This window comes from Paenibacillus sp. FSL W8-1187 (assembly GCF_037965485.1).
In the GTDB taxonomy this organism is placed as follows: Bacteria; Bacillota; Bacilli; order Paenibacillales; family Paenibacillaceae; genus Paenibacillus_O; species Paenibacillus_O pasadenensis.
Genome location: NZ_CP150181.1, coordinates 821,435 through 847,809 on the forward strand (window position 1 = coordinate 821,435; position 26,375 = coordinate 847,809).

The window sequence follows — 26,375 nt, forward strand, 5'->3', positions numbered from 1 at the left end:
CGTGACGCTCGGATTTACTATAGACATATGGAATGAAATCCATTCCTTATATGTATTTTATCTATAGTTTAATCGCGTGTACAATTAAGGGCACTTCCGGTCCAGGCCGGAACCGATCCGAACGAAAGAAGGGTTATGGCTATGATTCCCCACCACCAAGCGATGCCGGCCAAGCCGGCCAGCGATTCCTATACGATCAAAGCGTCGATCGTGCTGCCGCCCGACACGAACCATCACGGAACGATTTTCGGCGGCAAGCTGATGGCCTACATCGACGACGTCGCCACGATCGCCGCGACGCGCCATGCGCGCCGTCCGGTCGTCACCGCCTCGACCGACTCGGTCGATTTCCTGCACCCGGTCAAAAAAGGCGACGCGGTATGCCTGTCCGCCTTCGTGACCTGGGCGCACAAGACGTCGATGGAGATTTTCGTCCGCGTCGTCACGGAGGATCTGCTGTCCGGCGAGCGCAAAGTATGCGCGACGTCGTTCCTGACGTTCGTCGCGCTCGGCGAGGACGGCCGTCCGGCCGAGGTTGCGCCGGTCATCCCGGAGACGCTGGAGGAGCAGCGGCTGCATGAGACGGCCGCGGAGCGCAAGCAAGCGCGCCAGGTGCGGCGCAAGGAAAGCAAGCTGTTCGCCGAGGTGCTCGGCCCGGACTTCAGCCTGCGCAAGGCGAAGCAGACGCTGGACGAGAAGCGCGCGAGCCGTCCTCAGCGGGTCGGCGGGCGCTCGGCGGCGCGCGCCGGGCTGGAGCCGGCGGGCGCAAGGCTCGAGCCGCGGGAGGAGCCGGCGGCCGGCAGCGGCGCGCCCGCGGGTCCGCGGCCTGCCGGCCGCCTCGCGGCGGCCGACGCGCCTGCTCCGCGCCTGACGGAAGCGTACGCCAATGCCTGGGGCAGCGAGTGGTAGACAAGCTGCCGCGAATGTGGTCCATTTGCCCGCCGGGGCTGTCCGGCGGGCTTTTTTTTGAGCAAAACCCGCGTGCAGGGATTGAACTCCGAAAAATCTATGGTACGATCATGTTATATATTCTTACATTGATAGTCATAGGGGGATCGCTCATGAAGAAATGGACGACAGTCGGCATGATCGCGCTGCTTGGGGTGACGCTGGCGGCCTGCGGCGGCAACGAGGCGGCAAGCGGCGGAGAGACGCTGAAAATCGCCACCGATGCGAGCTACGCGCCGATGGAGAGCATGGACAAGGACAAGATCGTCGGCTTCGACGTCGACTTCCTCGATGCGGTCATGAAGGAAGCAGGGCTGAGCTACGAGCTGACGAACACCGGCTGGGACCCGCTGTTCGCCGATCTGGAGAAGGGCGAGAAGAGCGCCTACGACGCGGCGATCTCGGCGATCTCGATCAGCGACGACCGCAAAAAGACGTACGACTTCTCGATCCCGTACTTCGAGTCTGTGAACATGATCCTGACCAAGGAAGGCGCCGGAGTCAAGGACGCGCTGGAGCTGAAGGACAAAAAGGTCGCGGTCCAGGGCGCGACGACGGCCGAGGAGCTCATGAAGGGCATCATGGGGGACGGCAACACGGACCTCAAGCGCTTCGCCAGCAACGCCGAGGCGCTGCTCGAGCTGGACAAGGGCGGCGTCGACGCGGTCGTGGCCGACTTTGCCGTCGTGCAGGCTTATGTCGAGAACAATCCGGACAAGAAGTTCGACGCCATCTTTGACAAGACTAACTTCGCTCCGGAGTACTACGGCATCATGTTCCCCAAGGGGAGCGAGCTGAAGGCGAAGATCGACGCCGCCGTCGAGAAGGTGCGCGCGAGCGCCGAGTACAAGGAGATGTACAAGAAGTGGATCGGCGTCGAGCCGGACACGAGCGATCTCGTGAACGTCAAGTAGGACGAGCGGGCGGGAGGGACCGATCGGAGGCATGCGCGGGCGCAAGGCTGCGGCGCATGCCTCTTTTCGCGGCTGGGCTTCCCGCCCCGCGCCTCATCATCCAAGAGGGGAGAGCGGCTTGTGAAGTTCGATTTCGACATCGTGTGGGACTATCTGCCCCTGCTGCTGAGGGGCACGGGCATTACGATCGGCATTTCGCTGCTGTCCATCGCGCTTGGCGCGCTGCTCGGGCTCGGCATCAGCTTCGCCAAAATGTCGCGCCGCTGGTGGCTGCGCTGGCCGGCCAGCGCCTACATCAACTTTTTCCGCGGGACGCCGCTCATCCTGCAGATCATGATCACCCACTTCATGCTCGTGCCGATGGTGCTGGGCACGACGCATGCCTTCGCCGCCGCGATCGTCGCGCTGTCGCTCAACTCGGCCGCCTACACCGGCGAGATCTACCGGGCGGGCATCCAGTCGATCGATCCCGGCCAGGAGGAGGCGGCGCTGTCGCTCGGGCTGACGCGCTGGCAGTCGATGCGCTACGTCGTCCTGCCGCAGGCGGTCAAGCGGATGATCCCGGCGTTCGGCAACGAGTTCATCGTGCTCGTCAAGGACTCCTCGCTCGTCGCCTATATCGCCGTGCCCGAGCTCATGTACTGGAGCAACGCGATGAAAGGCCAGTATCTCAAAGTATGGGAGCCGTACATGACCGCGGCCATCATCTACTTCATCCTCACCTATCTGCTGAGCAAAGCGCTGCAGGCGGTGGAGAAGCGGGTGTAGCCGCCAGGACGCATGGAAGTAAAGACGCCTTCGACGAGGCGTCTTTTTTTTCGCCTGCGTTCGTCAAACCGTGCCTCCAATCCAATCGTTTTGCCTTAGAAAAGCGGAGGTTTACCCTATGTAAAGGCTTTCAAAGGAACGGTACGATGGGAATATCCGGCATGGGCCGCAAAGCGTGGCTATTGCCGTCGACAAGCAGCGAAAGGGGGGGGCAGGACGAAGAAAAAAGACGCGAATGCGGCATGAATGCTGAAGGAAGGCGTCATGTCCATCCGATCCATCTCAACTCGAATCAGGGAGGAATGAAAATGTCGGGTAGAAAGAAGAGCGCTCATCGTTCGATGATGCTCGTCATGGCCTTCGCCATGCTCCTTTCCAGCTTCATGAGCGGGACAGGCCTGCAAGGGATCGCAAAAGCGGCGGAAAGCGGAGCCGGAGACCGCTTCACCAGCATCCTGTCGCCGGCGTATCGGTCTGAGATCACGGACGATACGATCGACATCGAGTTTTACAACCAGCTTGGCACCACGGCCAAGATTTATTCCCAAAAGCAGCCTGCCGATCTGGCAAGCGACAGCAACGGGACGAAGGAATTGGTGGGCGAGGTCGCCTTGACGAGCGGCAACGGCACGATTTCGTTCCCCGCCAGCCAATATCCGTACGGTCCCATTACGATTCGAATCCAGGTATTTCAAAATGGGGCGGAGCTCGACAACGCCTACCTGCAGCTGTACAACAAAGCCGGCGTGCGGTGGAAGCTCGGACTCGACGAAGCGCCCGCCAATCCGGTGACGGCAGGCATGGACGTCGTGTTCAGCGACGATTTCAAAACGATGCCGGCCATCAACAAAACCGGCATCGGAGCGAAGTACGCTTCGGCTAAAATCGACGAGGCGCGCGGCGGCATGTTCGGCTGGGGCGCATTCGAGGATTTCGACGGGCCTTACAATCCGTTCGCCATCCAGGACAACGAGCTGATGAAGCTGACGACGACCTATCACCCGACCGGCTATGTCCGCAACGACTATTGGGGACAGAAGATCAGCACCGGCTACCTGAGCTCGATGAACCAGGCGGGCGGAGGCTTCTACACGGAAGGCGGACGCAACCAGTATTTTGAAGCGAAGATGTTTTTCGGCGCCAATCCCGGCATGTGGCCGGCTTTCTGGACGTTAACCGCCAACGGTTATGTGCAGAACGCGAACTTGCCCAACGAGCCGAGCGATGAGATCGATATTATCGAAGGCTACATGGGCACGCCGGCCGGCTATCAGATCGCCTGGCATCCTTGGGGCTACGACAAAGGGCCGGCAGCCGGCTACGATGCTTCGAAGCTCGGCGGCGGAGCAAAGGTGGAGCTGGATGCGCCGGAATTCGGCAACATCAACCTGGCGATGGGATTCCATACGCTGGCCACCTACATCACGAAGGAATGGACGTACTACTACTGCGACAACATTCAAGTCGCGAAGCACAAGACGCTGCCGTTCAGCTGGGAGTACGGGAATTATTTCATCATCAACGCCGCTGTGTCGGACCACTACGGAATCAGCGACGGCAGCAGCGATCCTTTCGCCAATTTCGAGATGCCAGGCGGGTTTACCCGTTATGGCAATCAGGCGGAAACGTATATCGACTGGGTGCGCGTATACCAGGACGCGCCGGGAACGGTGCGCTTCGAGAGCGAGCAGGAGAAAAAAGCGCTCCCTGGCGACGTCGTGCGCGTCAAGGTCAGCCGCAACGCGGAGGCAAAGGCGCTTTCCGGCCACTACGCAGTAAGCGCTCCGGACGGATGGAAGATCATGGACGAGTCGGGAACGTTCATCCCGATGGCCGAGCCGCATGAAGTGGCGTTCGCCTCCGGATCCGACTCCGACGAGTTGGCCTTCCTCGTGCCTCAGGCCTACGAGACGACGGAATCGATCACGATCACGCCGACAGACAGCGCGGGCACCTCGTATCCGCCCATTGTCGTCAAAGCCAATGCGACGGGAACCGACGGCGAGCTGATTCGGGTCGACAGCTCGACCTATCCGTACCGCAGCTTGTCGGGCGAGCAGGCCGGAGCATGGAGCAGCTATGATCCCGCGGCCAACGAGGAGCAATACTTCAACGTCGTCGGCGGAGGCTGGTGGCGCGACAGCTGGAGCTGGATGTATGTCCGCAACGAGCCGCAGTCCGACATGCAGTTCAAGTTCAACGGCATATCCGCTGCGGTGGAGCTGATGCAGTGCAGCACCTGCGGCGAAGTCGACATCCTGGTCGACGGCCAGTTCAAGCAGCGCGTCAATTTGAGCAGCGGCGAGGAAAAATCGGTTCGGGCCTATGAAATCGACGGGCTAGAGAACGGCGATCATACGTTGAATGTAAAAGGCACCGATTCTTCCGCTGTGCCTGGAGGCTCTTACATTCGCATCGTAGGATTTGAATACCGTCATCTCGAGGATCCCAATCTGGCCAAATTCACGGCGGATCAAACGATATTTTCGGCAGGGCCCGGAGATGAGCTGACCGTGAATATCCAGCGCAACGGCGCCGCAGGAACACGCTTCGGCAGCTATGAGCTTGAGTTCCCCTCGGAAGGCTGGCTGGTCAAGCAAAACGGAGAGTTCAAGCCGCTCACGAGCCAAAGCTTCACGACGAATCGTTATGCCGATTCGATTATCGTGAAAGTGCCCGCTGCCTATACGAAGAAGTCAGGGGTCTTGACCATTACGCCGACGGCGAGCGACGGCTCCTACAAGCCGATCAAGGTCTTGATGCGGGCGCCTGACGCTCCGGAAGCGCCGGCGATTACAGGCGATCAGATCCGTTCGATCAATTCGGCGGCCTATCCGTATGTGTCGCTGTCCGGGGGCTCTGCGGGAAGCTGGAACGAGTTCAAGCGCAGCTCCCAGCCGACGTATCCGTTCACCTTCAACGGCAACTGGTGGAGCGACAACTGGAGCTGGATGTATATCAATGCCGGAATAGGCGATTCGTTGAAATTCGAGTTCGAAGGAGACGCGGTCGCGCTGTATGCCCGCTATTTCGACGGGGGCAAAAGCTTCGACATCTACCTCGACGGAGAGAAGCAGGCCTCGGTCGACAGCGCCGGCACCAGCGGGAAAAAGCGGGTGTTCAGCAAAAGCGGACTTGGCGCAGGCTACCATATGGTGGAGCTGAGAGCGACTTCGTCCGGAAGCATCGCGATCGAGGGCTTCGAATACAACTATGCGCCGTCGACGCAGCCGCGCACGATCGACGTCAACAGCTCGACCTATCCTTACCGCAGCAAGGACGGCGGCTCGAGCGGCAGCTGGGCCAACTTCAATCCCGCGACCCAGAACAAGGCTTATTTTACGGCCAACGGAGGCTGGTGGAGCGACAACTGGGGCTGGATGTACAACCATTCCCAGAGCGGGAACGACGGACAGAGCGTAAAGTTCGACTTCAAAGGCACGGCGGTATCGGTCTTCATGAGAACCTATGACGAAGGCGGCCTGCTGGACGCTTACCTGGACGGCGAGTTCCTCCAGACGATCGACTCCAAAAGCGCCGTGAATGACAGCAACGCCAAGGTGCTGGAACGCACGGGCCTGCACGGCGGCAATCATGTGCTGGAGCTCAAGGTCAAAGGAGACGACAGCCGCGGGGACGTCGTCGTCACCGGGTTCCGCTACGTCGATGATCCGACCGCGGTCGTAGCCGGGTTCAGCGCGCCCGAGACGCTGAACGTGACGCAAGGAGAGCAGGCGTCGTTCGCGATCACGCGGGACGAAGCGGCGCAGCAGCTGTCCGGCACGTACAGCGTGGCTTTCCCGTCCCAGGGCTGGTCCGTCCTCTCCGGAGGAAGCTTTGCGGCAGGCCAGGCAACCGATACGATCGTCGTGCAGGTGCCGGAATCCTATACGCTTCAATCCGGAAAGATCAAGATCACGCCCAAGGCTGGCGGCAACGTCTATCCGCAGCTGTCGGTCGGGATCGTCGCCCCGAAGCAGGCGCTGCCGAATCTCGTCACCTTGCTGTCTCCGGCTTACCGGGCGGAGATCGAAGGGCAGACGGAGCTCGAATTCACGGCTCCAGGGGGCTACGCGACGGCCAAGGCCTATATGCTGCATCAGCCGGATGCGGCTCATCCGGACCCGAGCGGCTACATCGTCGAGCTCGCTTCGGTGACGCTGGACCCTGAAGGAAAGGGCTCGTTCGCGTTCGATGCCGACGAGTTCCCCCATGGCCCGACCGCGGTCAAGGTGAAGGCGTTCAAGTCGGACGGAACGGAAATCGAGGATTACTTCCAGTTCTACAACAACGGCGGGGTCGAATGGAATATCGGCCTCGACAGCGCGGCGCTGCCGGCGGAGCTGCAAGGGAACGGCCTGCAGGTGACGTTCGCGGACGACTTCAAGACGATGCCGACGATTTCGGCCACGGGCAAGACGGCCGGCGGCGTCCGCACGACCTATACGTCCCACAAGCCGGACTATCAGGATTACGGCGGCGCCTTGTTCGCCAAATTCGAGAGCGAGTACAATCCGTTCTCGCAAGTGGAAGACTATCTGCGCATCAAGACGACCTATTATGAAGACAAGCTGCCGGCCAGCGTGGACGGCTATCAGCGCAACTTCACGACGGGATTCCTGAGCTCGGTCGGCGACGACGGCGTCGGATTCCGCACGCAGCCGTATACGGAGCAGTATTTGGAAACGCGCTTTTTCGTCGGAGCGAACCCGCTGCAATGGCCGGCATTCTGGACGCTGACCGGCGTCGGAGACGTGCATACGGACGAGCTGGACATCATCGAGGCTTACTTGCCGACGACATCCGGCTATAATATCGCGACTCATCCTTGGGGCTACGAGTATGCGCAGGATACGGACGGCAAGTCCGTGAACACGGTCCAGCTGCTCGGCAGCGATGCCGGCAATATCGCGATGGGATTCCATACGTATGCCGTCCACGTCGCCGAGGAGTATACGACGTATTATTTCGACAACCGGCAGGTGTACCGGGAAAAGACGCTTCCGCTCTCCTGGCGGAAAGGGAACTACTTCCTAGTCAACAACGCCATCACGAACAATACCGATTCGTATGCGCCGGGTTATGGATTCGACCGCTACGGGTACGAATCGGACATGTACATCGACTGGGTGCGCGTGTATGAGAATCCGTCGAATCGTCCAAGCGTCATTTTTGACACGGCGGCTTACAGTCCGGTCTCCTTCACGCCCGGCAGCGATCTGGCCGTCGAGATCAATCGCGTGACGGACGGAGCCAAGGCGCTCTCCGGCACGTACGACATCGAGCTGCCGCAAGGCTGGAGCGTCGTGTCGGGCGGATCGTTCGCAGCGGGAGCAGCCAAGGATACGATCGTGCTGCATGTGCCCGAGAGCTCCATCAAAAAAGAGGAGCGGCTGCAGATCACTCCGGTCGCGGCCGACGGCACGCGGTACAAGGCGCGTTCGCTGCTGGCGAAAAACAGCGCCGATTCGCTCGGCATCGAAATCTATCCGGCCCTGAAAGCCGATGGAACCGGCTACGAGGTGAAGGTCGAGCTGTCCAACAAGCGCAGCTCCGGCACTCTTGAAGCCGGTACGGTGCAAGTGACCGCGCCATCCGGATCGGCCGGCAGCTATCCGTTCGATTCGATCGAGGCCGGAGCGAAGCAGACGGTGACGATCCCGGCTCCGTCGCTCAACCCGGACAGCCGGACCTCATTCACCTTCCGCATTACGAACGGGGACGGCTACGACCAGACGTTGACCAAGCCGCTGTCCAGCCTGACGGCGACCCGCGTCAACGCGGACGCTCCGATCGAGGTGAACGGCGTCATCGACCCGGCTCAGTGGGCGGGGGCGGCGGGGACGCAGCTGCAGTCGGTCACGTTTGACGGCTCGCCAGCTACGGAGAGCGACCGCTCGGGGAAACAGCTCGTAAAATGGGACGATCAATACTTGTATCTGGCGCTGGAAGTGAAGGATGACGTCCACAGCATGAATGCGGCCAATGTGGGCGAAGCCTGGGGAGCGGACAGCCTGCAGGTGTCGTTCGATCCGGAGCGGAAAACCCGTGTCGATCAGGATACGGACCATCCGAGATTCATCGCTTCGTACAATGCGGCCACCGGCGTCTCCGCGCTCGGCGTCGAGAGCTGGGGACCGGTTGCGGGCGGCAATCTAAATGACATCCGCTACAAATTCAGCCGCGATGAAGCGGCCGGCAAGACGTATTACGTCATCGCCTTCCCCTGGGACGCCGTCTTGACCGACAGCCAGAAGCCGGCCGCCGCGAATGCGACGAATCTCGGACTCTCGGTGCTGGTGAACGACAATGACGGAAACGGACGCGAAGGCTATCTGCGGTATATGGACGGCATCGGCTCCGGCAAAAGTCCGACGAAATTCGGCGATCTGCTGCTCTCCTCCCAATCGTCGCTTCAGACCGGCGGCGGCACGGAGCAGCCCGAGGAGCTGGTCGGCAAGCTGACCGCTCCCGCCTCGGCTCGGATCGGCCAGCCGTTTGAATGGACCGTCGGCATCGACGGCGTCAGCGAGCCGTTCTCCGTCATCGACGTCACGCTGGCGTATGATGCCTCCAAGCTCGCCTTCGAGACCGTCGCCGCGGAGGACGGCAAGCTCGCCTTGGCGGAGGGGGCCGCGGCTTCCCTCCTCGACGGACTGCAGCTGATCGGCAGCGCCGTCAAGCCCGAGCAGGGCCAGCTCCGTCTGCTGCTGGCGAGCACGGGCGCAGCGATCGACCAAGGCGGCGATCTGCTGCGGCTGCGCGGCTCGGTCAAAGCCGGTGCCGGAACCGGGACGGCCGCCGTCTCGCTCCTCGCGCTGTCGACGGCAGGAGATGATAGCGCGACGGCCAATGTCGCCGGAAGCGCCGCGTCGATCGCGATCGTCGACGTCGACCGCAGCGCGCTGGGCGCCGCGATCGCCAGCGCGCAAGCGCGGCATGACAGCGCTGTCGAAGGCACGGCGGCGGGACAGTACCCTGTCGGAGCCAAGGCGGAGCTGCAAACGGCAATCGACGCCGCGGCGGCCGTATACGGCAATGCTTCGGCGACGCAAGCCGAGCTGAATGCAGCCGCAGCGGCGCTTGCCGATGCCGTCAGCCTGTTCACCGGCAAGGTCATCGTCGGCTCGGCGGATAAGACGGCTCTGGCCGCCGCCGTCAATGCGGCCAAAGCCAAGGCGAGCAAGGCCAAGGAAGGCACGAAGGTCGGCCAATACGCCGTCGGCTCCAAGGCGGTTCTGCAAGCGGCGATCGACAGCGCCTCCGCCGTCAGCGGCGATCCAGCCGCGACTCAGGCGCAGGTGGATCAGGCCAAAAGCGCGATCGAGTCGGCGCATCAGACGTTTTTGACCCGCATCATTACGCTCGTCCCGGGTCAAACAAGCGTGACGGTCAAGGATTTGGCCCTGCTGGTCAAAGCCTTCGGCAAAAAATCGACCGATGCCGGCTGGCAGGATGTCGCAGCTGCCGATTTGTTTGACTCCGGGGAGATTACGATTCAAGCGCTCGCGGCCGTCGCGCGCCTCATCCTGGACGACTGGCTGGCGGAGTAGGGCATCATTCACCTACGGATGACAAGACCAAAATAGGAGGAATGCAACGATGCCGCGTCTAGCTATGCTGCTTGTCTTGTCGTTCGTCCTGCTGCTCGGAGCGCGGCCGTCCTATGCGGCGGCTTCTCCGGCCTACTCGCTGAAGGCTTCCGTTTCTCCCTCCGGAGACATTCAAGTCGTGCTGCGAGGCGAGAATTTGACCGATCTCTATGCCTTCGACGCGACGCTGTCCTATGATACGGCAAGGCTTCGGTTCAAAAAAGCGGCCAGCGCCATGCCGGGCATGTCGACCGCTCCGATCGAAAGCGAAGGGACGGTCCGCTTCGCGCATACGATGATCGGGCCTGTCGCCGGAAAAAAAGGCTCGACCGAGCTGGCGACGCTGCTCTTTGAGCCGGTCGGCACAGGCACAGCGCGCATCTCCCTCGCGAGCTTGAAGACGGTCGACTCGGCGCTGAAGATGGAAACGGTCTCCGTATCGGCGGCCGTCTCCATCCCGGTCGCCTCGACGGCCGCATCGTTCCGCGACGTCGACGCGAAGTGGAGCTGGGCGGCAGAAGCAATCTCGGAGCTGTCGAAGCTCGGCATCGTCAACGGAACGGGCCAAGGCCTGTTCGAGCCGGGCAAGCCGGTCAAGCGCGGGGATCTGGCCTTGATGGCCGTGCGCGCCTTCGGCATCGAGGGCGGCGCTGCGGCAGAAGCGTTTCCTGACGTAACTCCGGGCAAGTATTATGCTTCGGCCATCGGAAGCTTGCGCGCGGCCGGCATCCTGAACGGCGACGCGGATGGCCGGTTTCGGCCGGAGTCCCCGGTGACGCGGCAGGAGCTGATGACGATGCTGGACCGCGCGCTGGCGACGATCGGCCGGCCGCTCGCCGAGTCCGATGCGCAAGCGGCGCTGGCGGCATTTTCGGACCGGGACGCCTTGTCCGCCTATGCGATCGAGCCGGCCGCTCGTCTCGTCTCCTCCGGAATCGTGAAGGGGAGCCGCGACCGGCTCATGCCGCAAGCCTCGACGACGCGGGCCGAGCTGGCCGTGCTGCTGCACCGGATGCTGGCGATGATGGGCTAAGGGCTGAGAATGTAGGTGGAGACGCATCTCTTGGATGGACATTGGCAAGCCATGACGGCTGCTCCAATGAATCATCCGGGAGATGCGTTTTTTAGTGTCTGAAAATCATCCGGAAATCAATCGAGATTCGATCGGTAAACAAATGCAGACTCGATGTCGGCATCGGACGATTTCCCCGGCGACCGTCCTCCCTTATCGTTGAGCTATCGCGCTGCGGGCAAGCGCAAGCCTGGCTGTCCATAGCCAGCAGCGCGATGCAGCCATGAAGAGACGGAGGGAATGCAGATCATGAAAAAAAGAGCACCGTGGATCAAAGGAACGGCACTGGCGCTGAGCTTGGCGATGCTGTTCGGATTCGTCCCGGCGCCGGCATCTGCCGAGTCGCCTGGAGAGGAGCTGCCGGAGCCGGCGCTATCCGCCTCCTACACGTATCACGGGGACAACCTGGCGCATGTCGCCGATGGCATCGTTTCCTACAATGATGCCCCGAAAAACCGCTGGACCTCGTACGAATCCCCGAATTCATCGGATTGGATCGAGTTCGACTTCGGAGGCGGGACGACGCGCGATGCCGCGGCCGTCTATCTGTTCTCGGACGGAGGCGGCGTTACTCCGCCTCAGGCGCTCGATGTGCAGGCGTGGGACGGGACGGAGTGGAACAGCGTAGCCGGCCTGTCCGCGCAGCCGGCCGAGCCGGCCGGCAACGAGCTGAACCTCCTTCGATTCGATCCCGTCCAAGCCTCGAAGTTCCGCATCGTGTTCACGCATTCGGGGAGCAAGAGCGGCGCTACGGAAATCCAGCTGTTCGACTCGTCCACAGAGGCGCTGCCCGGCGCGGAGCTTGCACCGCTCGGCATCGTGTCGGCCTCGTATACGTTCCGGCTCGACCAGGTCAGCCACGTGAACGACGGCATTGTCTCTTATGGAGCAAAGCCGGCCAACCGGTGGACCTCCTACGAGTCGCCGAACGCCTCCGACTGGGTGCAGTCGAACTTCGGCGTGCCGGTTCGCAAGGATGCGGCCGGATTGTTCCTGTATGCCGACGGCGGCGGGGTCCAAGCGCCGGCCTCCTACGACATCCAGTACCAGGATTCGCAGGGAGCATGGGTCAGCGCCGAGGAGCAGGTCAAGACACCGGCCGAGCCGGCGGGCAATACGCTCAATACGGTCCGCTTCAAGCCGGTGACGGCGCAGAAGTTCCGCGTCGTTCTCGTCTATGGAGCCGCCAAAGCGGGGATGACCGAGATCCAGTACGTCGACTCCTTTGAACAGTCCCTGCCGGCCGAACCGGATAGCGGCGTCGCCAGCGCCTCTTACACGAACGGAGGGGACGCTATCGCGCAGCTCAACGACGACATCGTCTCGTATACCGACTTCCCGCGCAACCGCTGGACCTCCTATGGCTCTCCGAACGCCCAGGACTGGGTTCAGATCCACTATGGGAGCGTGTTTTCCAAAGATGCGGCCGGACTCTACTTCTTCGATGACGGCGGCGGAGTGGTCGTTCCGCAAGCCTACGAGCTGGAATATTGGGACGGATCGGCCTGGCAGCCGGCGCCGAATCAAATCCGCGAGCCGGCGTCGCCTACAGCGGACACGCTCAATCTGGTGCGCTTCGATCCGGTCATGTCGGACCGTTTTCGCATCGTCCTGACGCATGCTGGCGCAGCCCGCAGCGGCATGACCGAGCTGAAGCTCGTCGATACGCGAAAGGAGCCGATGCCGGACAATCCGCCTCCGGTGGAACGCGATCCTGAGCTGGAGATTTTAGCTCCGGCTATCGGCTCTTCCGTCCAGGGCGAGTTCGAACTCGCCTTCAAGGCGCCCGGCATGAAAAATATCGAGGCCCGTGTCTGGCATCAGCCGGATGCCGATCATGAAGACCCGAGCGGCTACAGCGCCCTGATCGGCCAGGCCGTTCCGAACGAGGCCGACGAGGCTGCCTTGTCGATCGATGCGGACAAGCTGCCGCACGGTCCGCTGACGATCGTCCTGCAGGCCTGGGATTCCGCGCCCGGCGATCCCGATTTCGTCAAGTCGGCCCGCAGCTATGTGCAGCTGTACAACGAAGGCGGCGTCGTTTGGAACAATGGAATTCCGGATGCTGCGCCGCCGCAGGCGGAAGGCATGGACGTCGTGTTCGAGGATGACTTCAACGGCCCGCTGTCCGTATCCAGAACCGGCGAGGGAGCGAAATATGCAGCCATCAAGCCGGATTGGCCGAACGGCTCCGAGTTCGGCGAGGCGATCTTTGCTGATCCGGCGGGCAGCGTCAATCCGTTCGCTGTGCTCGGCGAAAACTTCCTGCGCATCCGCGCAAGCAAGGCTCCGGCGGACTACGCCGATCCGCAAGGCTGGCACCGCGAGCACGTGAGCGGCTTGTTGTCCTCCGTGAGAGTTGACGGCTCGGGCTTTGCGGCGACGAACGGCTACTTCGAGGCCCGCATCCAGATGCCGGCCGGCAAAGGCGCATGGCCCGCGTTCTGGCTCATGTCCCAGGACAGTACCGGGGCAAGCGGCCGCCCGTCTACGGCGGAGATCGACATCGTCGAAGGCTACGGCCATAATCCGCAGGGGGTATGCCAAGCGAAGCATTGGTGGGCCGGCCAGCCCGAGACTCACGGCACGAGCTGCCTGCCGAACAGCTTTTCCTTCGGCGACAGCGCCTCGACCTGGCATCTGTACGGCGCGAAGGTGACGAAGTCGGAAGTCATCTATTATATCGACAACATAGAAGTGTGGAGGCATGACACGTTCGAGCAGGCGAATACGCCGCTTTATTTCATGTTGAACCTGGCTCTCGGCGGAGGCTGGCCGATCGACCTGGCGCAGTACGGCGACCAGCTCGACATGTATGTCGACTATGTGCGGGTATTCGAGCCGAAAAAGGGCGAGGCGACGCCGACGCCGAGCGCCGGCGCAAGCCCGACGCCGACGCCGAGCGCCAGCGCAAGCCCGACGCCGACGCCGAGCGCCAGCGCAAGTCCGACGCCGACGCCGAGCGCCAGCGCAAGCCTGACGCCGACGCCGAGCGCCGGCGCAAGCCCGACGCCGACGCCGTCCGTGGAGAACGGCACGCTGCGTCTGCCGTTGTCCGGTTCGGTCAAGGACGGAGCATGGACGGCTGGACTTGCGCCTGAAGCCTGGGCGCAGCTGTTGAAGCAGTCGGACGGCCTTCGCAGCCTCGTCCTCGATGCGCAGCAAGCCGCGACGTCCGATTCCTATTCGCTGGAGCTGCCTGCGGCGCTCGTCGACGGCTCCCGCGCCGGCTTCACGACAAGCATCCTGCTGCCCGGCGGCATGATCTCAGTCCCGGGCAGCCTCGGCGCGAGCGGCGGCCTCAGGCTGACGCTGAACATCGGGCCTACGCTGCAGCTGCGGCTTGAATCCGGAGGCAATCCGTTCGCCGTCGCCTCAGGAGCGTCCGGGCTGACGCTTGAAGCGTCCTTCCCGGCGTCGGCCGAGCAGAAGCTTCGTCCACAGGCGCTCGTCGCGAAGCGCGTGCTGGAGGGCGGCCGCCTGCTGCCGATCCCGAACAGCCGATTCGATGCGGAGCGGGGCATCCTGAGCTTCACGGTCGGATCGTCAGGCTCGTTCGTTCCTGATTTCGCGCCGGCCGCCTTCACGGATACGGGGCATCTGGGCTGGGCGCAGAAGCCGCTGGATGCGCTCGCCGCGCGCGGCATCATCGCCGGCACCGGCGCCAGCCGCTTCGGGCCTGCCTCGGAGATGAAGCGGGCCGATTTTATCCTTATGCTCTCCCGCCTGTTCGAGTGGCAGCCGGATTCCTCCGACGCCGGCTTCAAGGATGTGGATGCCGCCGCTTATTATGCGGCTGCCCTTTCCGCCGCGCGCAAGCTCGGCATAGCGGCAGGCGATGGAGTGTCGTTCCGCCCGGCAGCCTCGGTGACGAGGGAGGAAATGATGACGCTGCTTTATCGCGCCATGCAGGCGCATGGCATCCGCTTGCAGCCTGGCTCTGCTGACGCGTTGAACGCTTTTGCCGATAGCGGCCGGATGTCGGGCTATGCGCAGGAAGCGATGCAGTCGCTTCTTGGCATGGGCATCGTCCAGGGCAGCGGCGGGAAGCTGCGTCCGGAAGAAAAGGCGACACGAGCCGAAGCAGTCCGCCTGCTGTACGGAGCTCTTGAACAGCTGGGACATAGTTGATAGCGGTAGAGGGAAAGTAAACAGACGACGATTTTACCGGGATGCCGCATCCCTTATGATGGACTCATGGAAGAAACGCAAGGCAGCGACAAGCATGACATAAGGGGAGGCAACGCAGATGAAAAAGATCCGTCAACGAAGCGCAGCGCTATCGCTCGTCCTGCTGCTCGCCATTACGAGCGCCTGCAGCAGCAACGGAGGAAGCGGCGGCAACGCGGCGAATGGAGCCGCAGGCTCGCCGGAAGGGACAGCGTCGCCGTCCGCCCAGCCGTCGGCTGCTCCGGTCGATCCGAACGCCAAGTACGATCCGCCGATCGAGCTGACGACGGTCCGCTACACCGACTCGAGCTTCAAGTTCAACGGAGGCGACTCGATCGACGACAACGTCTGGTACCGCGCCTACGAGAGCGAGCTGGGCATCCAGGTCAAAAACCAATGGGTCGTCAGCGGCGACCAGTACAGCCAGAAGATGAACCTGTCGATCACCTCCGGCGAGCTGCCGGATCTGTTCATGGTCGACTCCAAGCAATTCCAGCAGCTGGCCGAGGCCGACATGCTGGAGGATCTGACGCCGCTGCTGGAGACCTACGGCTCGCCGCTCACCAAGGAGATGGTCGAGCGCGGCACGAACGCCAAGGCGGCCGCCTCCTATGACGGCAAGCTGCTCGCGATTCCGCCGGCCGAGGATTATCTCGGCGGAGCTCCGCTGCTGTGGGTGCGCACGGACTGGCTGAAGAAGCTGAACCTGCCGGAGCCGAAAACGATGGACGACTTCATGGCGATCGCCGACGCCTTCACGAACCAGGATCCGGACGGCAACGGCAAGAAGGACACGTACGCGCTGGCCGGCTCCAAGGATCTGTTCGGCGGCTACCCGGACTTCACCGGCCTCATGAACGGCTATCACGCCTACGCCAACATCTGGATCAAGGACGACTCCGGCAAGCTCGTCTACGGCAGCGTCCAGCCGGAGATGAAAACCGCGCTCGGCAAGCTGCAGGAGCTGTACAAGGCCGGCATGATCGACAAGGAGTTCGCCGTCAAGGACGGCGGCAAGTCGGCCGAGCTGCAAGCGGCGGGCAAGGTCGGCATGAGCTACGGCGCGATGTGGAATCCGCTCTGGCCGCTGCAGGACAGCGTGACCAAGGACCCGAACGCCGAGTGGGGCGCCTACCCGGTGCTGTCCGCGGACAGCGAGCCGGCCAAAGCCCAGTCCAAGGCCGACTTCAACTCCTTCTGGGTCGTCCGCAAAGGCGCGGAGCATCCCGAGGCGATCATCAAGCTGTTCAACCTGTACAACGAAAAGATCGTCAGCGAAAACGCCGAGCCGGCGACGTTCCACAGCAAGGACGGCGTGGAGTTCTTCAAATACGCGCTCATGTCCAACGGCTTCGGCACCCCGGAGGGGCTGCTCGCCATCCACAAGCAGGTTGTCGCCGCGCTCGAGTCCGGCGATCCTGCGGCGCTTAATCCGGAGGGCAAGGACTACTATGACAAAATCAAGAAGTTCCAGGACGGCGACAAGGCGAACTGGGGCACGAACAAAGTATTCGGCGTCGGCGGCTCGTGGGATGTCATCGGCAAAAACTACGTCGATGCCGGCAACCTGATGAAAAGCGAGTTCTTCGGCGCTCAGACGCCGACGATGAGCGAGAAGCAGGCCATCCTCGACAAGCTCGTGCTCGAGACGTTCACCAAGATCATTCTCGGCGCCTCGCTCGATACGTTCGACAAGTTCGTCACCGACTGGAGCAAGCTCGGCGGCGAGCAGATCACCAAGGAAGTGAACGACTGGTACGCCACTAAAAACGGCTGAGTTCCTCCGGACTCGGACGGACGAATCGGGGGGATCGGAGCTGCTTCCGATCCCTTTCCTGCGGTTTGGCTGCGGATGGCGGTCTCTTGGCCGCCGCTTTTTTTTCAAAAGGAGGGCATTCCCATGTTCAGCGCCAAGGCGAGACGCCAGCTGCCTCTTCATCTCATGGTCTTACCGTCGCTCGTGCTCGTGCTGATCTTCAGCTACGGTCCGATCGGAGGGCTCGTCATCGCCTTCCAGAAATTCTCGATCATCAAAGGCATCTTGGACTCCCCGTTCAACGGGCTGGACAACTTTCGCTACATGCTCCAGCTGCCGGAGATCGGCACGGTCGTGCGCAATACGCTCGTCATCGCCTGCATGAAGATCGTCGCCGGCCTGGCCGTGCCGATCGTCGTCTCGCTGCTGCTCAACGAGCTGCGGCTGCAGCTGTTCAAGCGCTGGATCCAGACGATGATCTACCTGCCGCATTTTCTGTCCTGGATCATTCTGGGCGGCATCCTGATCGACATCCTCTCTCCGTCGCAGGGCATCATCAACCAGCTGCTCGGCGCGTTCGGCATCGAGCCGGTCTTTTTCCTCGGCGATGCGCGCTGGTTCCCGGCGGTCGTGGTCGTATCGGACGTGTGGAAGGAATTCGGCTTCAGCACGATCGTTTATCTCGCGGCGCTCGCCGGCATCAATCCCGCGCTCTACGAGGCAGCCGTCATCGACGGCGCGAACCGCTGGAAGCAGACGCTGCACATCACGCTGCCCGGCATGATCCCCGTCATCGTGCTGCTGGCGACGCTCAGCCTGGGCAACGTGCTGAACGCCGGCTTCGACCAGATCTTCAACCTGTACAGCCCGGTCGTCTACGAGACCGGCGACATCATCGACACGCTCGTGTACCGGATCGGCCTCGAGCAGGCCCAGTACAGCCTCGCGACCGCCGTCGGACTGATGAAGTCGATCGTGTCGGTCATCCTCATCTCGGTGTCCTACTACCTCGCGTACCGGCTGGCGAACTATCGGATTTTCTAGAAAGGAGCGAGTCGCCATGAATCATCTCACCCGCGCAGGGCGCGTCTTCAACGCCTTCAACGCCGGCTTCCTGCTGCTGCTCGCGCTGCTCTGCCTGTTCCCGCTCGTCAACGTGCTCGCCGTCTCGCTCAGCTCCAGCTCCGCCGCCGGCGCCGGACTCGTCACGCTCTGGCCGGTCGACTTCACGCTGCAGTCGTACGAATTCGTGCTGAACAAGCCCGAGTTTCTGCGGGCGCTCCTCATCAGCGTCGAGCGGCTGCTGCTCGGCACCGCCATCAACATGCTGCTGACGATCACGCTCGCCTATCCGCTGTCCAAGGAGCCGGCCGCCTTCAAGGGCCGCACCGTCTACGTCTGGTTTTTTGTCGTCACGATCCTCGTCGGCGGCGGTCTCATCCCGTGGTACCTGATCATCCAGAAGCTCGGCCTGCTCGGCTCGATCTGGGCGCTCGTGCTGCCCGGCGCGGTCAACGTGTTCAACGCCGTGCTGCTGCTCAATTTCTACCGCGGCCTGCCGCGGGAGCTGGAGGAGGCGGCCTTTGTCGACGGCGCGGGCCACTGGCGCATCCTGTGGAGCATCTATGTGCCGCTGTCGATGCCGGCGATCGCCACGCTTATCCTGTTCTCGATGGTCGGCCACTGGAATTCCTGGTTCGACGGCCTCATCCTGATGAACTCCCCGAGCGAGTATCCGCTGCAGAGCTATCTGCAGACAGTCGTCATCAACCGCGACCTGACGCTCGTCACGATGTCGGACGCCGCGACGCTTGCCGCCGTATCCGACCGCACGCTCAAGGGCGCGCAGATTTTCCTGGCGGCGCTGCCGATCATCTGCGTCTATCCGTTCCTGCAGCGCTTTTTCATCAAAGGCATCGTCGTCGGCAGCGTCAAGGAATAGAGAGGAGACTGCCTTATGTCAGACGCTCACCCAAAGTCAGACGTTCACCCTGAGTCGGACGTCGATCTAATGCCGGACGTCCATCCATTGCCGGACCTGGCCCGCCTGCACGCTCCGCATCGCCGTCCCGAGCCGGTCCTGCTGCCGTCGGGCGAGCCCGGGCGCTATGACTCCGAGGCGGTCGACTGCCCGTTCGTCTTCCGCCATCGGGATCGATTCTACATGATGCATATCGGCTTCGACGGGCGCGGCTACCAGACGGCGCTCGCCGCGAGCGACGATCTGCTGGCCTGGACGCGGCTCGGCGTCATTCTCGGACGGGGGACGGACGACTCCCGCTGGGACCATGTCGGAGCGGCGGGCTCGTGGATGCTGCTGGAGAGCAGCGATCTGGACGAGACGCCCCGGCTCAAGAAGGTCGACGGACGCTACTGGATGATCTATCACGCCTACCCGGACTTCGGCTATGAGGAGGGGGGAGCGGCGATGGGGCTGGCCTGGTGCGAGGACGAGGAGCTGCTGGAGTGGCATCGTCTTCCCGAGCCGGTGATGACGTTCGGCGATGGCGGGGAGTGGGAGCGCGGCGGACTGTACAAATGCTGCCTGCTGGAGCATGAGGGGCGCTACTGGATGTTCTACAACGCCAAGGAGAAGCCCGACTGGCCGTGGATCGAGCAGACCGGGCTCGCCTGGTCGGACGACCTGCGCGTCTGGCAGCGGCATCCGGCCAATCCTCTGCTTGCCGTCAGCGAAGGAACGTTCTACAGCCGATATGTCAGCGATCCGTGCATCCGCTTCGACAAGCCGAGCGGCTGGTGGGTCAATTTCGGGTTCGGCTTCGACGGCGAGCATGCGCAAGGGCTGCTCGCGCTCTCCCGCGACCTGGAGTCGTGGCGCATCCTGCCCGAGCCTTCGCTGCCGCATGGAGCGCCGGGCGAGATCGACCAGACGCATGCGCACAAGTCGTTCGTCGTCCGCTGGAAGGGGACGCTGTACCACTTTTACTGCGCCTGCCGCCCCGCCCGTCCCGGAGATCCAGCGTGGAGCGGAGCGGGCGGCGAGCTGCGGAGCATCGCCGTCGCGACGAGCCGGCCGCTCTGATCAGCCGCCGCCTTCCCGATCCCGGTATTCCTGGGGAGTCGCATTCATTTCCCGTTTGAAAAACCGTCCGAAGGATGTCGCCGAGTCGAACCCGACTTTCGCTGCGACATCCTGTATTTTCATGCGCGAATATTTCAGCAGATCGCAGGAGCGGGCGAGCCGCAGGCTCGCGATATGCTCGGACAGCCCGACGCCGGCCTGCTGCTTGAACAGCCGGGACAGGTAGGTCGGGTTGAGGTAGACGAGATCGGCCAGCCGGTTCAGCGACAGGTCCTCGTCGAGATGGCTTTCGATGAATCCGGTCAGCCGGCCGATGACCTGATGGGTGCCGGCCTCGCTTTCGCGCCGACGGCTCTCCAGCAGGCTCTCGAGCGCGGAGCGCAGCGCATCGAGGGCATGCTCCCAGGTCGGATGGGCGTCCAGCGAGGACAGGCGCGCCGTCCATGACGCCGGCTCGGACTCGTCGCCGCGCGCGGAGCGGTTGGCGGTCGACAGCAGCATGTAGGTGATGCCGTTGTACATCTCGTAAAGGAACGGATGCCGCCCGCCGAGCTGGCGCGAGAGGGCGGCGAGCCGGTCGAAGTCGTCCAGCAGCTTCATGTCCAGCGCCGGATCGGCGTCCAGCACCTGCTTGAGCCGGTTCTGCGCCTCGACGAGCGCTTCGCTCGGCTGCCCGGCTCCTGCCGGGGCATGGTTGAGCAGCACGCGGTCGGTGAGCAGCATTTCCTTGCGCTGGCCGTAGCCGTAAAAAAGGATGCGCCGCAGCTCGGCCTGCTTCGCCGGCAAGCCTTGCCAGGGCACGGCCTTTTCGGCGGCGACGAGCGAGACCGGCAGCTTGAGGTACGTGCGGCTCGCTTCCTGCACCTGCTCGAGCTGATCGTGCAGACGCTTCGCCCAGCCGTCTGGCGCGGCGTCCGGCTCCGGCTGCGCCAGGCCGACCAGGCCGTCCTCCTCCAGGAAGCAGACGATGCGGCTGCCGGCCAGCAGCTCCTGCATGATATTGTCGAGCGCATAGCATAGCAGCGCCTTGTCGGCGTCGGAGCGGACCGCGCCCCATTCGTCGATGCGGGCGAGCAGCGGCAGGACGGGGCGCGACGCGTCGAGCCCGAGCCGCAGCTCGTCGAAGCGCTCCTGCCGGACGGGGGCCGTGCCGGCCAGCAGCTGCCGCGCGTAGTCGCGCCGCAGCGCCGACAGCGACTGCTCCATCGCCGCTCGGGCCTGCTCCAGCAGCCGGCTCATCCGTTCGGACTCGGCGAGCTCTCCGATCGCCTTGCCGACCGCCTCCAGGATCGCCTCGTCGCCGTCCATTTTCAGCACGTAATCGACGCTGCCGCCGCGCATAGCCTTCTGGATGTAGGAGAAGTCGTCATACCCCGAGAGAAAGACGACCTTGCAGGCCGGCCATCTCTCGCGCATGACCGCCTGCAGCTCGAGGCCGCTCATGCCGGGCATGCGGATGTCGAGCAGCGCGACGTCGATCGGATGCCGCTCCAGCTGCTCCAGCGCCTCGGCGGCGGATGTCGCCGTGAGCGCCTCCAGCGGCCAAGGCGCCTCGGTCTCCATCAGATGCCGGATTCCCCGGACGATATTCGGCTCATTGTCCACGATCAGCAGCTTCATCTTGGATGCTCCTCCTTTGTTGTTCGGCAGGCAGGACGAGAGTCAGCGACAGGCCGCCGAGCGGGCTGCGGTCGGCTGTCAGGCGCGCGCCTTCGCCGAAGTGCAGCCGCAGCCGCAGCTGGACGTTGCGCAGTCCTTCGCTGTCCGACGGGAAGCCCGGATCGCCCAGCAGCTTGCGGATCGCGTCCAGCCGCTCCTCGTCGAGCGCTTCGCCGTTGTCGTCCACATGGACGAGCAGCCGGCCGTCCTCCTCGCGGAACGACAACCGGACAAGTCCTTGCCCGGAGCGGTCCTCCAGGCCGTGGTGATAGGCGTTCTCCACGAGCGGCTGCAGCAGCAGCTTCGGCACGGCGAGCTCCTCCCATCCCGGCGGGATCGGGTCCAGCTCGACGCGGATATGCTCCTCGAAGCGGATCGTCTGGATGGCGGCGTAGGCGTTCACGAACATCATTTCCTGCCGCAGCGGCACCTTGTCGGCGTTTTTGGTCACATAGCGGAAGTAGTCGCCCAGATGCTTGGTGAAGGCGGCTACCTTGTCATGCTCTTTCAGCTTGGCGAGGCGGTACAGATTGAACAGGCAGTTGTACAGGAAATGCGGATTGATCTGCGACTGCAGCTGCTTCAGCTCGGCTGCCTTGACCTGATACTGCTGCACGTACGCCTCGTCGATCAGCTCCTGCAGGCGGGAGACGGTCCGGTTGTACTGCAGGTACAAGTAGTTGAACTCGTCGCGGGACCGGTAGCGGAGCTTGAACGAGAGATCGCCCTTCTCCAGGCTCTTGAAGGCGCGGACCAGCTCCCGCAGCGGGCTGTGGATGATCCGGTACAAGCCGTACGCGAACAGCAGGGCGAGCAGCGTCGAGGCGGCGGCCAGCAGCAGCGTCCAGTTGCCGAAGCGCTGGATCGGTCCGAGGAAGCTCCGCTCGTCGAGGAACAGCACGAGCGTCAGCCCGAGCCGGGAGGAGGTCTCGTAGAAGGCATACTTGCGCCCATCGCCGCCGCGCAGCAGGAACAGGCCGCTTTTGCTGCCGGCCTCCATGCGGGAGGCAAGCTCCTCGCGGAATCCCGTGGCGTCGTCCGGCAGCGGGCCGTAGCTCTCTTGCCAGCTCATCTGCGCGTTCGTCAGCATGGCGGCTCCTTCTCCGGTCAGCTCGAAGCCCGACAGCAGGCGCCGGATCGACGCTCCGGACAGCTCCATGCCGATCGTGAAGCCCTTGCCGACCGGGGGCGAGCTTGGATACGGGCTGCTCAGCCAGAGGCGGCCGCGATCGACGAGGAAGGGCGCCTCATAGGGATTGATGACCTGGTTGAGCGCCGCCGCCTGCTCCGGATCGACCGATCCGTAGCTGTCCGCCGATACTTTGCGGTCGAGTCCGGGAAACAGCACAAACGCGTCGGAGACGTACGAGCTCATGAACTTGAGCGTCGTCAGCTTTTTCTGCACGTTCTGGATCGACTCTGTGTACTGCTGGTCCGACATGATGATCGAGGAGTAGGCGAGCGCCCGAATCTCGTCGTCGAAGGCATACTGCTGCTGGAGCGTGATGAGCGGACCGAAATCGTACTCCAGCACGCGCATGTAGGAAGCGGCCTTGGCCTGCGTCGAGCGGATGATCTCGTCGCGCACGAGCCTTTCGCTCTGCGCGTTCATGAGCAGGCTGATGGCGACGAGCGGGACGAGCAGCAGCAGGAAGCTCAGCACCAGCTTCGGGTAGATGGTCAATCGGCTCAGGAACGTTCTCATGCCGTCAGGCTCCTCCCGCTTGGGGGCGTCTTTTTTTTTCATTATAGCCCGGATAGCCCGCCGCTCCTACGCATCGGAACGAACAAGTCAAGGAGGGCAGAGCGGAAGGTTGACAGCTGCAGATGGAATGGAAACGCTTCCGGTCTAGAATGGGTGAGCCAGGCCAACTTCGGTTCAGAGAGAGGATGATTCAGCTTGATGAAAAGCAAGAAGCGAAAGGTGTGGAGTTATGGACTGCTCGTCGCGCTGCTGGCGGGAGCCGGCGCGCCGCCGGCTCCCGCGTCGGCGACAGACAGCGGAGCGGCCGTGTCGGCGTCGTATACGTTCTCGATGGACAGCGTCGCGCAAGTCAAGGACGGCATCGTCTCCTACACGGATTCGCCTCGCAACCGCTGGTCGGCCTACGAGTCGCCGAACGCCTCGGACTGGGTGCAGACCGACTTCGGCAGCGCGCAGAGCCGATCCAAGGTGGACCTGCATCTGTACGGAGACGGATCGGGCATCAAGGCTCCGGCGAGCTACGACGTCCAGTACTGGACCGGCTCGGCCTGGGCAAGCGCGCCCGGCCAAGCCAAGTCTCCCGCCCAGCCGGCGGCGAACCAGCTGAACACGGCGACGTTCACGGCGGTATCGGCGTCCAAGTTCCGCGTCGTATTCACCCACGCCTCCGGGGCGAAGAGCGCCGCGAGCGAGATCGCCTACGGCTTATCGTCGACGCCGACCGCGACGCCGACCGTCACGCCAACGCCGACCGCGACGCCGACCGTCACGCCAACGCCGACCGCGACGCCGACCGCCAGTCCGACGGCGACGCCGGCGCCGATCGCCGGCGGCACGGCCTCGGCTTCCTACACTTACGGCATGGATGCGGTCTCGCAGGTGAAGGACGGCATCATCTCCTACGCCGACAACCCGCGCAACCGCTGGACCGCCTACGGATCGCCCAACGCTTCGGACTGGGTGGAGACCGCCTTCGGCGGCGCGGCGACCGTCAGCCAGGCGAAGCTGTACCTGTACTCGGACGGCGCCGGGGTGCAGGCGCCGGCCAGCTATGACGTGCAATATTGGAGCGGCACGGCCTGGGCGAGCGTGCCCGGCCAGACCAAGTCTCCGGCCCAGCCGGCAGGCGGCCAGCTGAACACGGTCAGCTTCAGCGCGGTCGTCTCCTCTAAATTCCGCGTCGTATTCACCCACGCCTCCGGCGCCAAGTCCGGCGCGACGGAAATTGTCTACGCCGGCACGGGAGGCGGCTCGACGCCGACACCGACGCCAACTCCGACCGTCACGCCGACGCCGACGCCGACCGCCACGCCAACGCCGACGCCGACCGCCACGCCGACTCCTGGAGCTTACCCGAATTACCAGGTCAGCGTCGTCTCGCCTTCGTACGGAGCCTCCATCAACGGTACGGTGACGATCAAGTTCTATGCGCCGGGCATGCAGAACGTATGGGCGCGCTCCTGGCATCAGCCGGACACGGCCAACCCGGGGGCCAACGGGTACGACAGCTGGTTCGCCCGCACGACGCCCGATGCCAGCGGCTACGGCGAGATCGTCTTTCCCGCGAACTCGTTCCCGCACGGTCCCGTCACGGTCATCCTGAGCGCCTGGGACAGCCCCGAGGGCAATCCGAACTTCACCCGTTCCGACAACTGTTATGTGCAGCTGTACAATGAAGGGGGAGTCGTCTGGAAGCAGGGGCTGCCTTCCGCGCCGCCTCAGGCGTCCGGCATGAGCGTGCTGTTCGCGGACGACTTCACCGGCCCGCTCTCGGCCTCCCGCACCGGAGCCGGCGCGACATACGCCGCCGCCAAGCCGGACAGCCCCGGCGGCTCGGAGTTCGGGGAGGCGATCTTCGCCGATCCGAACGGTCCGCATAATCCGTTCTCGATCCTGGGCAGCCAGTACCTGCGCATCCGCTCGACCAAAACGCCGGCCGGCTATGTCGATCCGATGGGCTGGAACCGGACGCACTTCGGCGGCTTGCTGTCGTCCGTCCGCACGGACGGCACCGGCATCGCCGCGCAGTACGGCTACTTCGAGGCCCGCATCCTGATGCCGGCGGGCAAAGGCGCATGGCCTGCGTTCTGGCTCATGTCGCAAAACAGCATCTCGCAGAACGTGCCGTCGACGGCGGAGATCGACACGATCGAGGCCTACGGCCACAACCCGGCCGGCTCCTGCCGCTCGCAGCATTGGTGGAGCGGATCGCCGGAAATCCACGAGACAGTGTGCACGAGCAATTCGTTCGCCTTCGGCGACAACGCGTCCGTCTGGCATGTCTATGGGACGAAGATTACGCCGACCGACACGATCTACTACATCGACAACGTCGAGGTGTGGCGGCATGCTACGTTCGAGCAGGCCAAGACGCCGATGTACTTCATGCTGAACCTCGCCCTCGGCGGCGGCTGGCCGGTCGAGCTGGACCGCTACGGCAACCAGATCGACATGTTCGTCGACTACGTCCGCGTCTTCCAGTAGCGGCCGAACAGGCTTGTCCAGGAGCGCCCGGGCTTTTCCCGCGGCGCTTTTTTTGCATGACGAACCCGAGGCTGCCAGGGCGAGGGGGACTGGAGCGGCTGCTCGTGCTCGGTTCCATTTGATTCTAGATCGAGGAGCCGTTGGAATCGGCCATTAGACCGGGCTTGGGAACGTCTGCAACCCGATTATTTCGGGTTACAGTTCGGGAACCGGGCTTGGGAACGTCTGCAACCCGATTATTTCGGGTTACAGCTCGGGAACCGG

General features: G+C 63.3%; 12 protein-coding genes and 1 pseudogene. 11 read left to right on the forward strand and 2 right to left on the reverse strand.

The window, feature by feature from the left end:
• Positions 1-162 precede the first annotated feature (162 nt).
• The 10 genes and pseudogenes from NYE40_RS03710 to NYE40_RS03755 all read left to right on the forward strand — a co-directional run.
• Positions 163-663, forward strand: a pseudogene (locus tag NYE40_RS03710) (acyl-CoA thioesterase); the annotation flags it as partial.
• Between the two features lie 398 nt (positions 664-1,061).
• Positions 1,062-1,862, forward strand: a complete 801-nt coding sequence (locus tag NYE40_RS03715) for a transporter substrate-binding domain-containing protein (RefSeq protein WP_028600052.1) — start codon at positions 1,062-1,064, stop codon at positions 1,860-1,862.
• A 120-nt stretch (positions 1,863-1,982) separates the two neighbouring features.
• The gene (locus NYE40_RS03720; RefSeq protein ID WP_153782766.1) at positions 1,983-2,630 is read left to right on the forward strand and encodes an amino acid ABC transporter permease; all 648 of its coding nucleotides are present in this window, start codon (positions 1,983-1,985) and stop codon (positions 2,628-2,630) included.
• Positions 2,631-2,938: 308 nt separating this feature from the next.
• Positions 2,939-10,183: a sugar-binding protein gene (locus tag NYE40_RS03725; protein ID WP_339279303.1), complete on the forward strand. Its 7,245-nt coding sequence runs from the start codon at positions 2,939-2,941 to the stop codon at positions 10,181-10,183.
• Positions 10,184-10,232: 49 nt separating this feature from the next.
• Positions 10,233-11,255 (forward strand): S-layer homology domain-containing protein, encoded by a 1,023-nt coding sequence (locus tag NYE40_RS03730; RefSeq protein WP_153782768.1) that lies wholly within the window; start codon positions 10,233-10,235, stop codon positions 11,253-11,255.
• 288 nt (positions 11,256-11,543) lie between these two features.
• Positions 11,544-15,425 carry an S-layer homology domain-containing protein gene (locus NYE40_RS03735; protein ID WP_194843258.1) on the forward strand — a complete coding sequence of 1,294 codons (3,882 nt, stop codon included), beginning with the start codon at positions 11,544-11,546 and terminating at the stop codon, positions 15,423-15,425.
• Positions 15,426-15,543: 118 nt separating this feature from the next.
• Positions 15,544-17,241, forward strand: coding sequence for an extracellular solute-binding protein (locus NYE40_RS03740; RefSeq protein WP_153782770.1), 1,698 nt, complete (start codon positions 15,544-15,546; stop codon positions 17,239-17,241).
• Positions 17,242-17,364: 123 nt separating this feature from the next.
• Complete coding sequence (locus NYE40_RS03745) at positions 17,365-18,264, forward strand: ABC transporter permease subunit (RefSeq protein ID WP_028600059.1); 900 nt, start codon at positions 17,365-17,367, stop codon at positions 18,262-18,264.
• Positions 18,265-18,280: 16 nt separating this feature from the next.
• Positions 18,281-19,162 (forward strand): carbohydrate ABC transporter permease, encoded by an 882-nt coding sequence (locus NYE40_RS03750; protein ID WP_028600060.1) that lies wholly within the window; start codon positions 18,281-18,283, stop codon positions 19,160-19,162.
• A gap of 69 nt (positions 19,163-19,231) precedes the next feature.
• On the forward strand, positions 19,232-20,263 hold the full coding sequence (locus NYE40_RS03755; protein WP_101808508.1) for a hypothetical protein: 1,032 nt from the start codon (positions 19,232-19,234) through the stop codon (positions 20,261-20,263).
• Here NYE40_RS03755 and NYE40_RS03760 read toward each other — a convergent pair whose 3' ends face one another.
• Both NYE40_RS03760 and NYE40_RS03765 read right to left on the reverse strand, forming a co-directional pair.
• On the reverse strand, positions 20,264-21,883 hold the full coding sequence (locus NYE40_RS03760; RefSeq protein WP_028600062.1) for a response regulator: 1,620 nt from the start codon (positions 21,881-21,883) through the stop codon (positions 20,264-20,266).
• A complete protein-coding gene (locus NYE40_RS03765; protein WP_028600063.1) occupies positions 21,858-23,627 on the reverse strand; it encodes a sensor histidine kinase in 1,770 nt (589 codons plus the stop codon). Before NYE40_RS03765 ends, NYE40_RS03760 begins: the two co-directional genes overlap by 26 nt.
• Before the next feature lie 198 nt (positions 23,628-23,825).
• Between NYE40_RS03765 and NYE40_RS03770 the strand changes: the two genes are divergently transcribed.
• Complete coding sequence (locus NYE40_RS03770; RefSeq protein WP_028600064.1) at positions 23,826-26,111, forward strand: discoidin domain-containing protein; 2,286 nt, start codon at positions 23,826-23,828, stop codon at positions 26,109-26,111.
• The last annotated feature ends 264 nt before the right edge of the window (positions 26,112-26,375 follow it).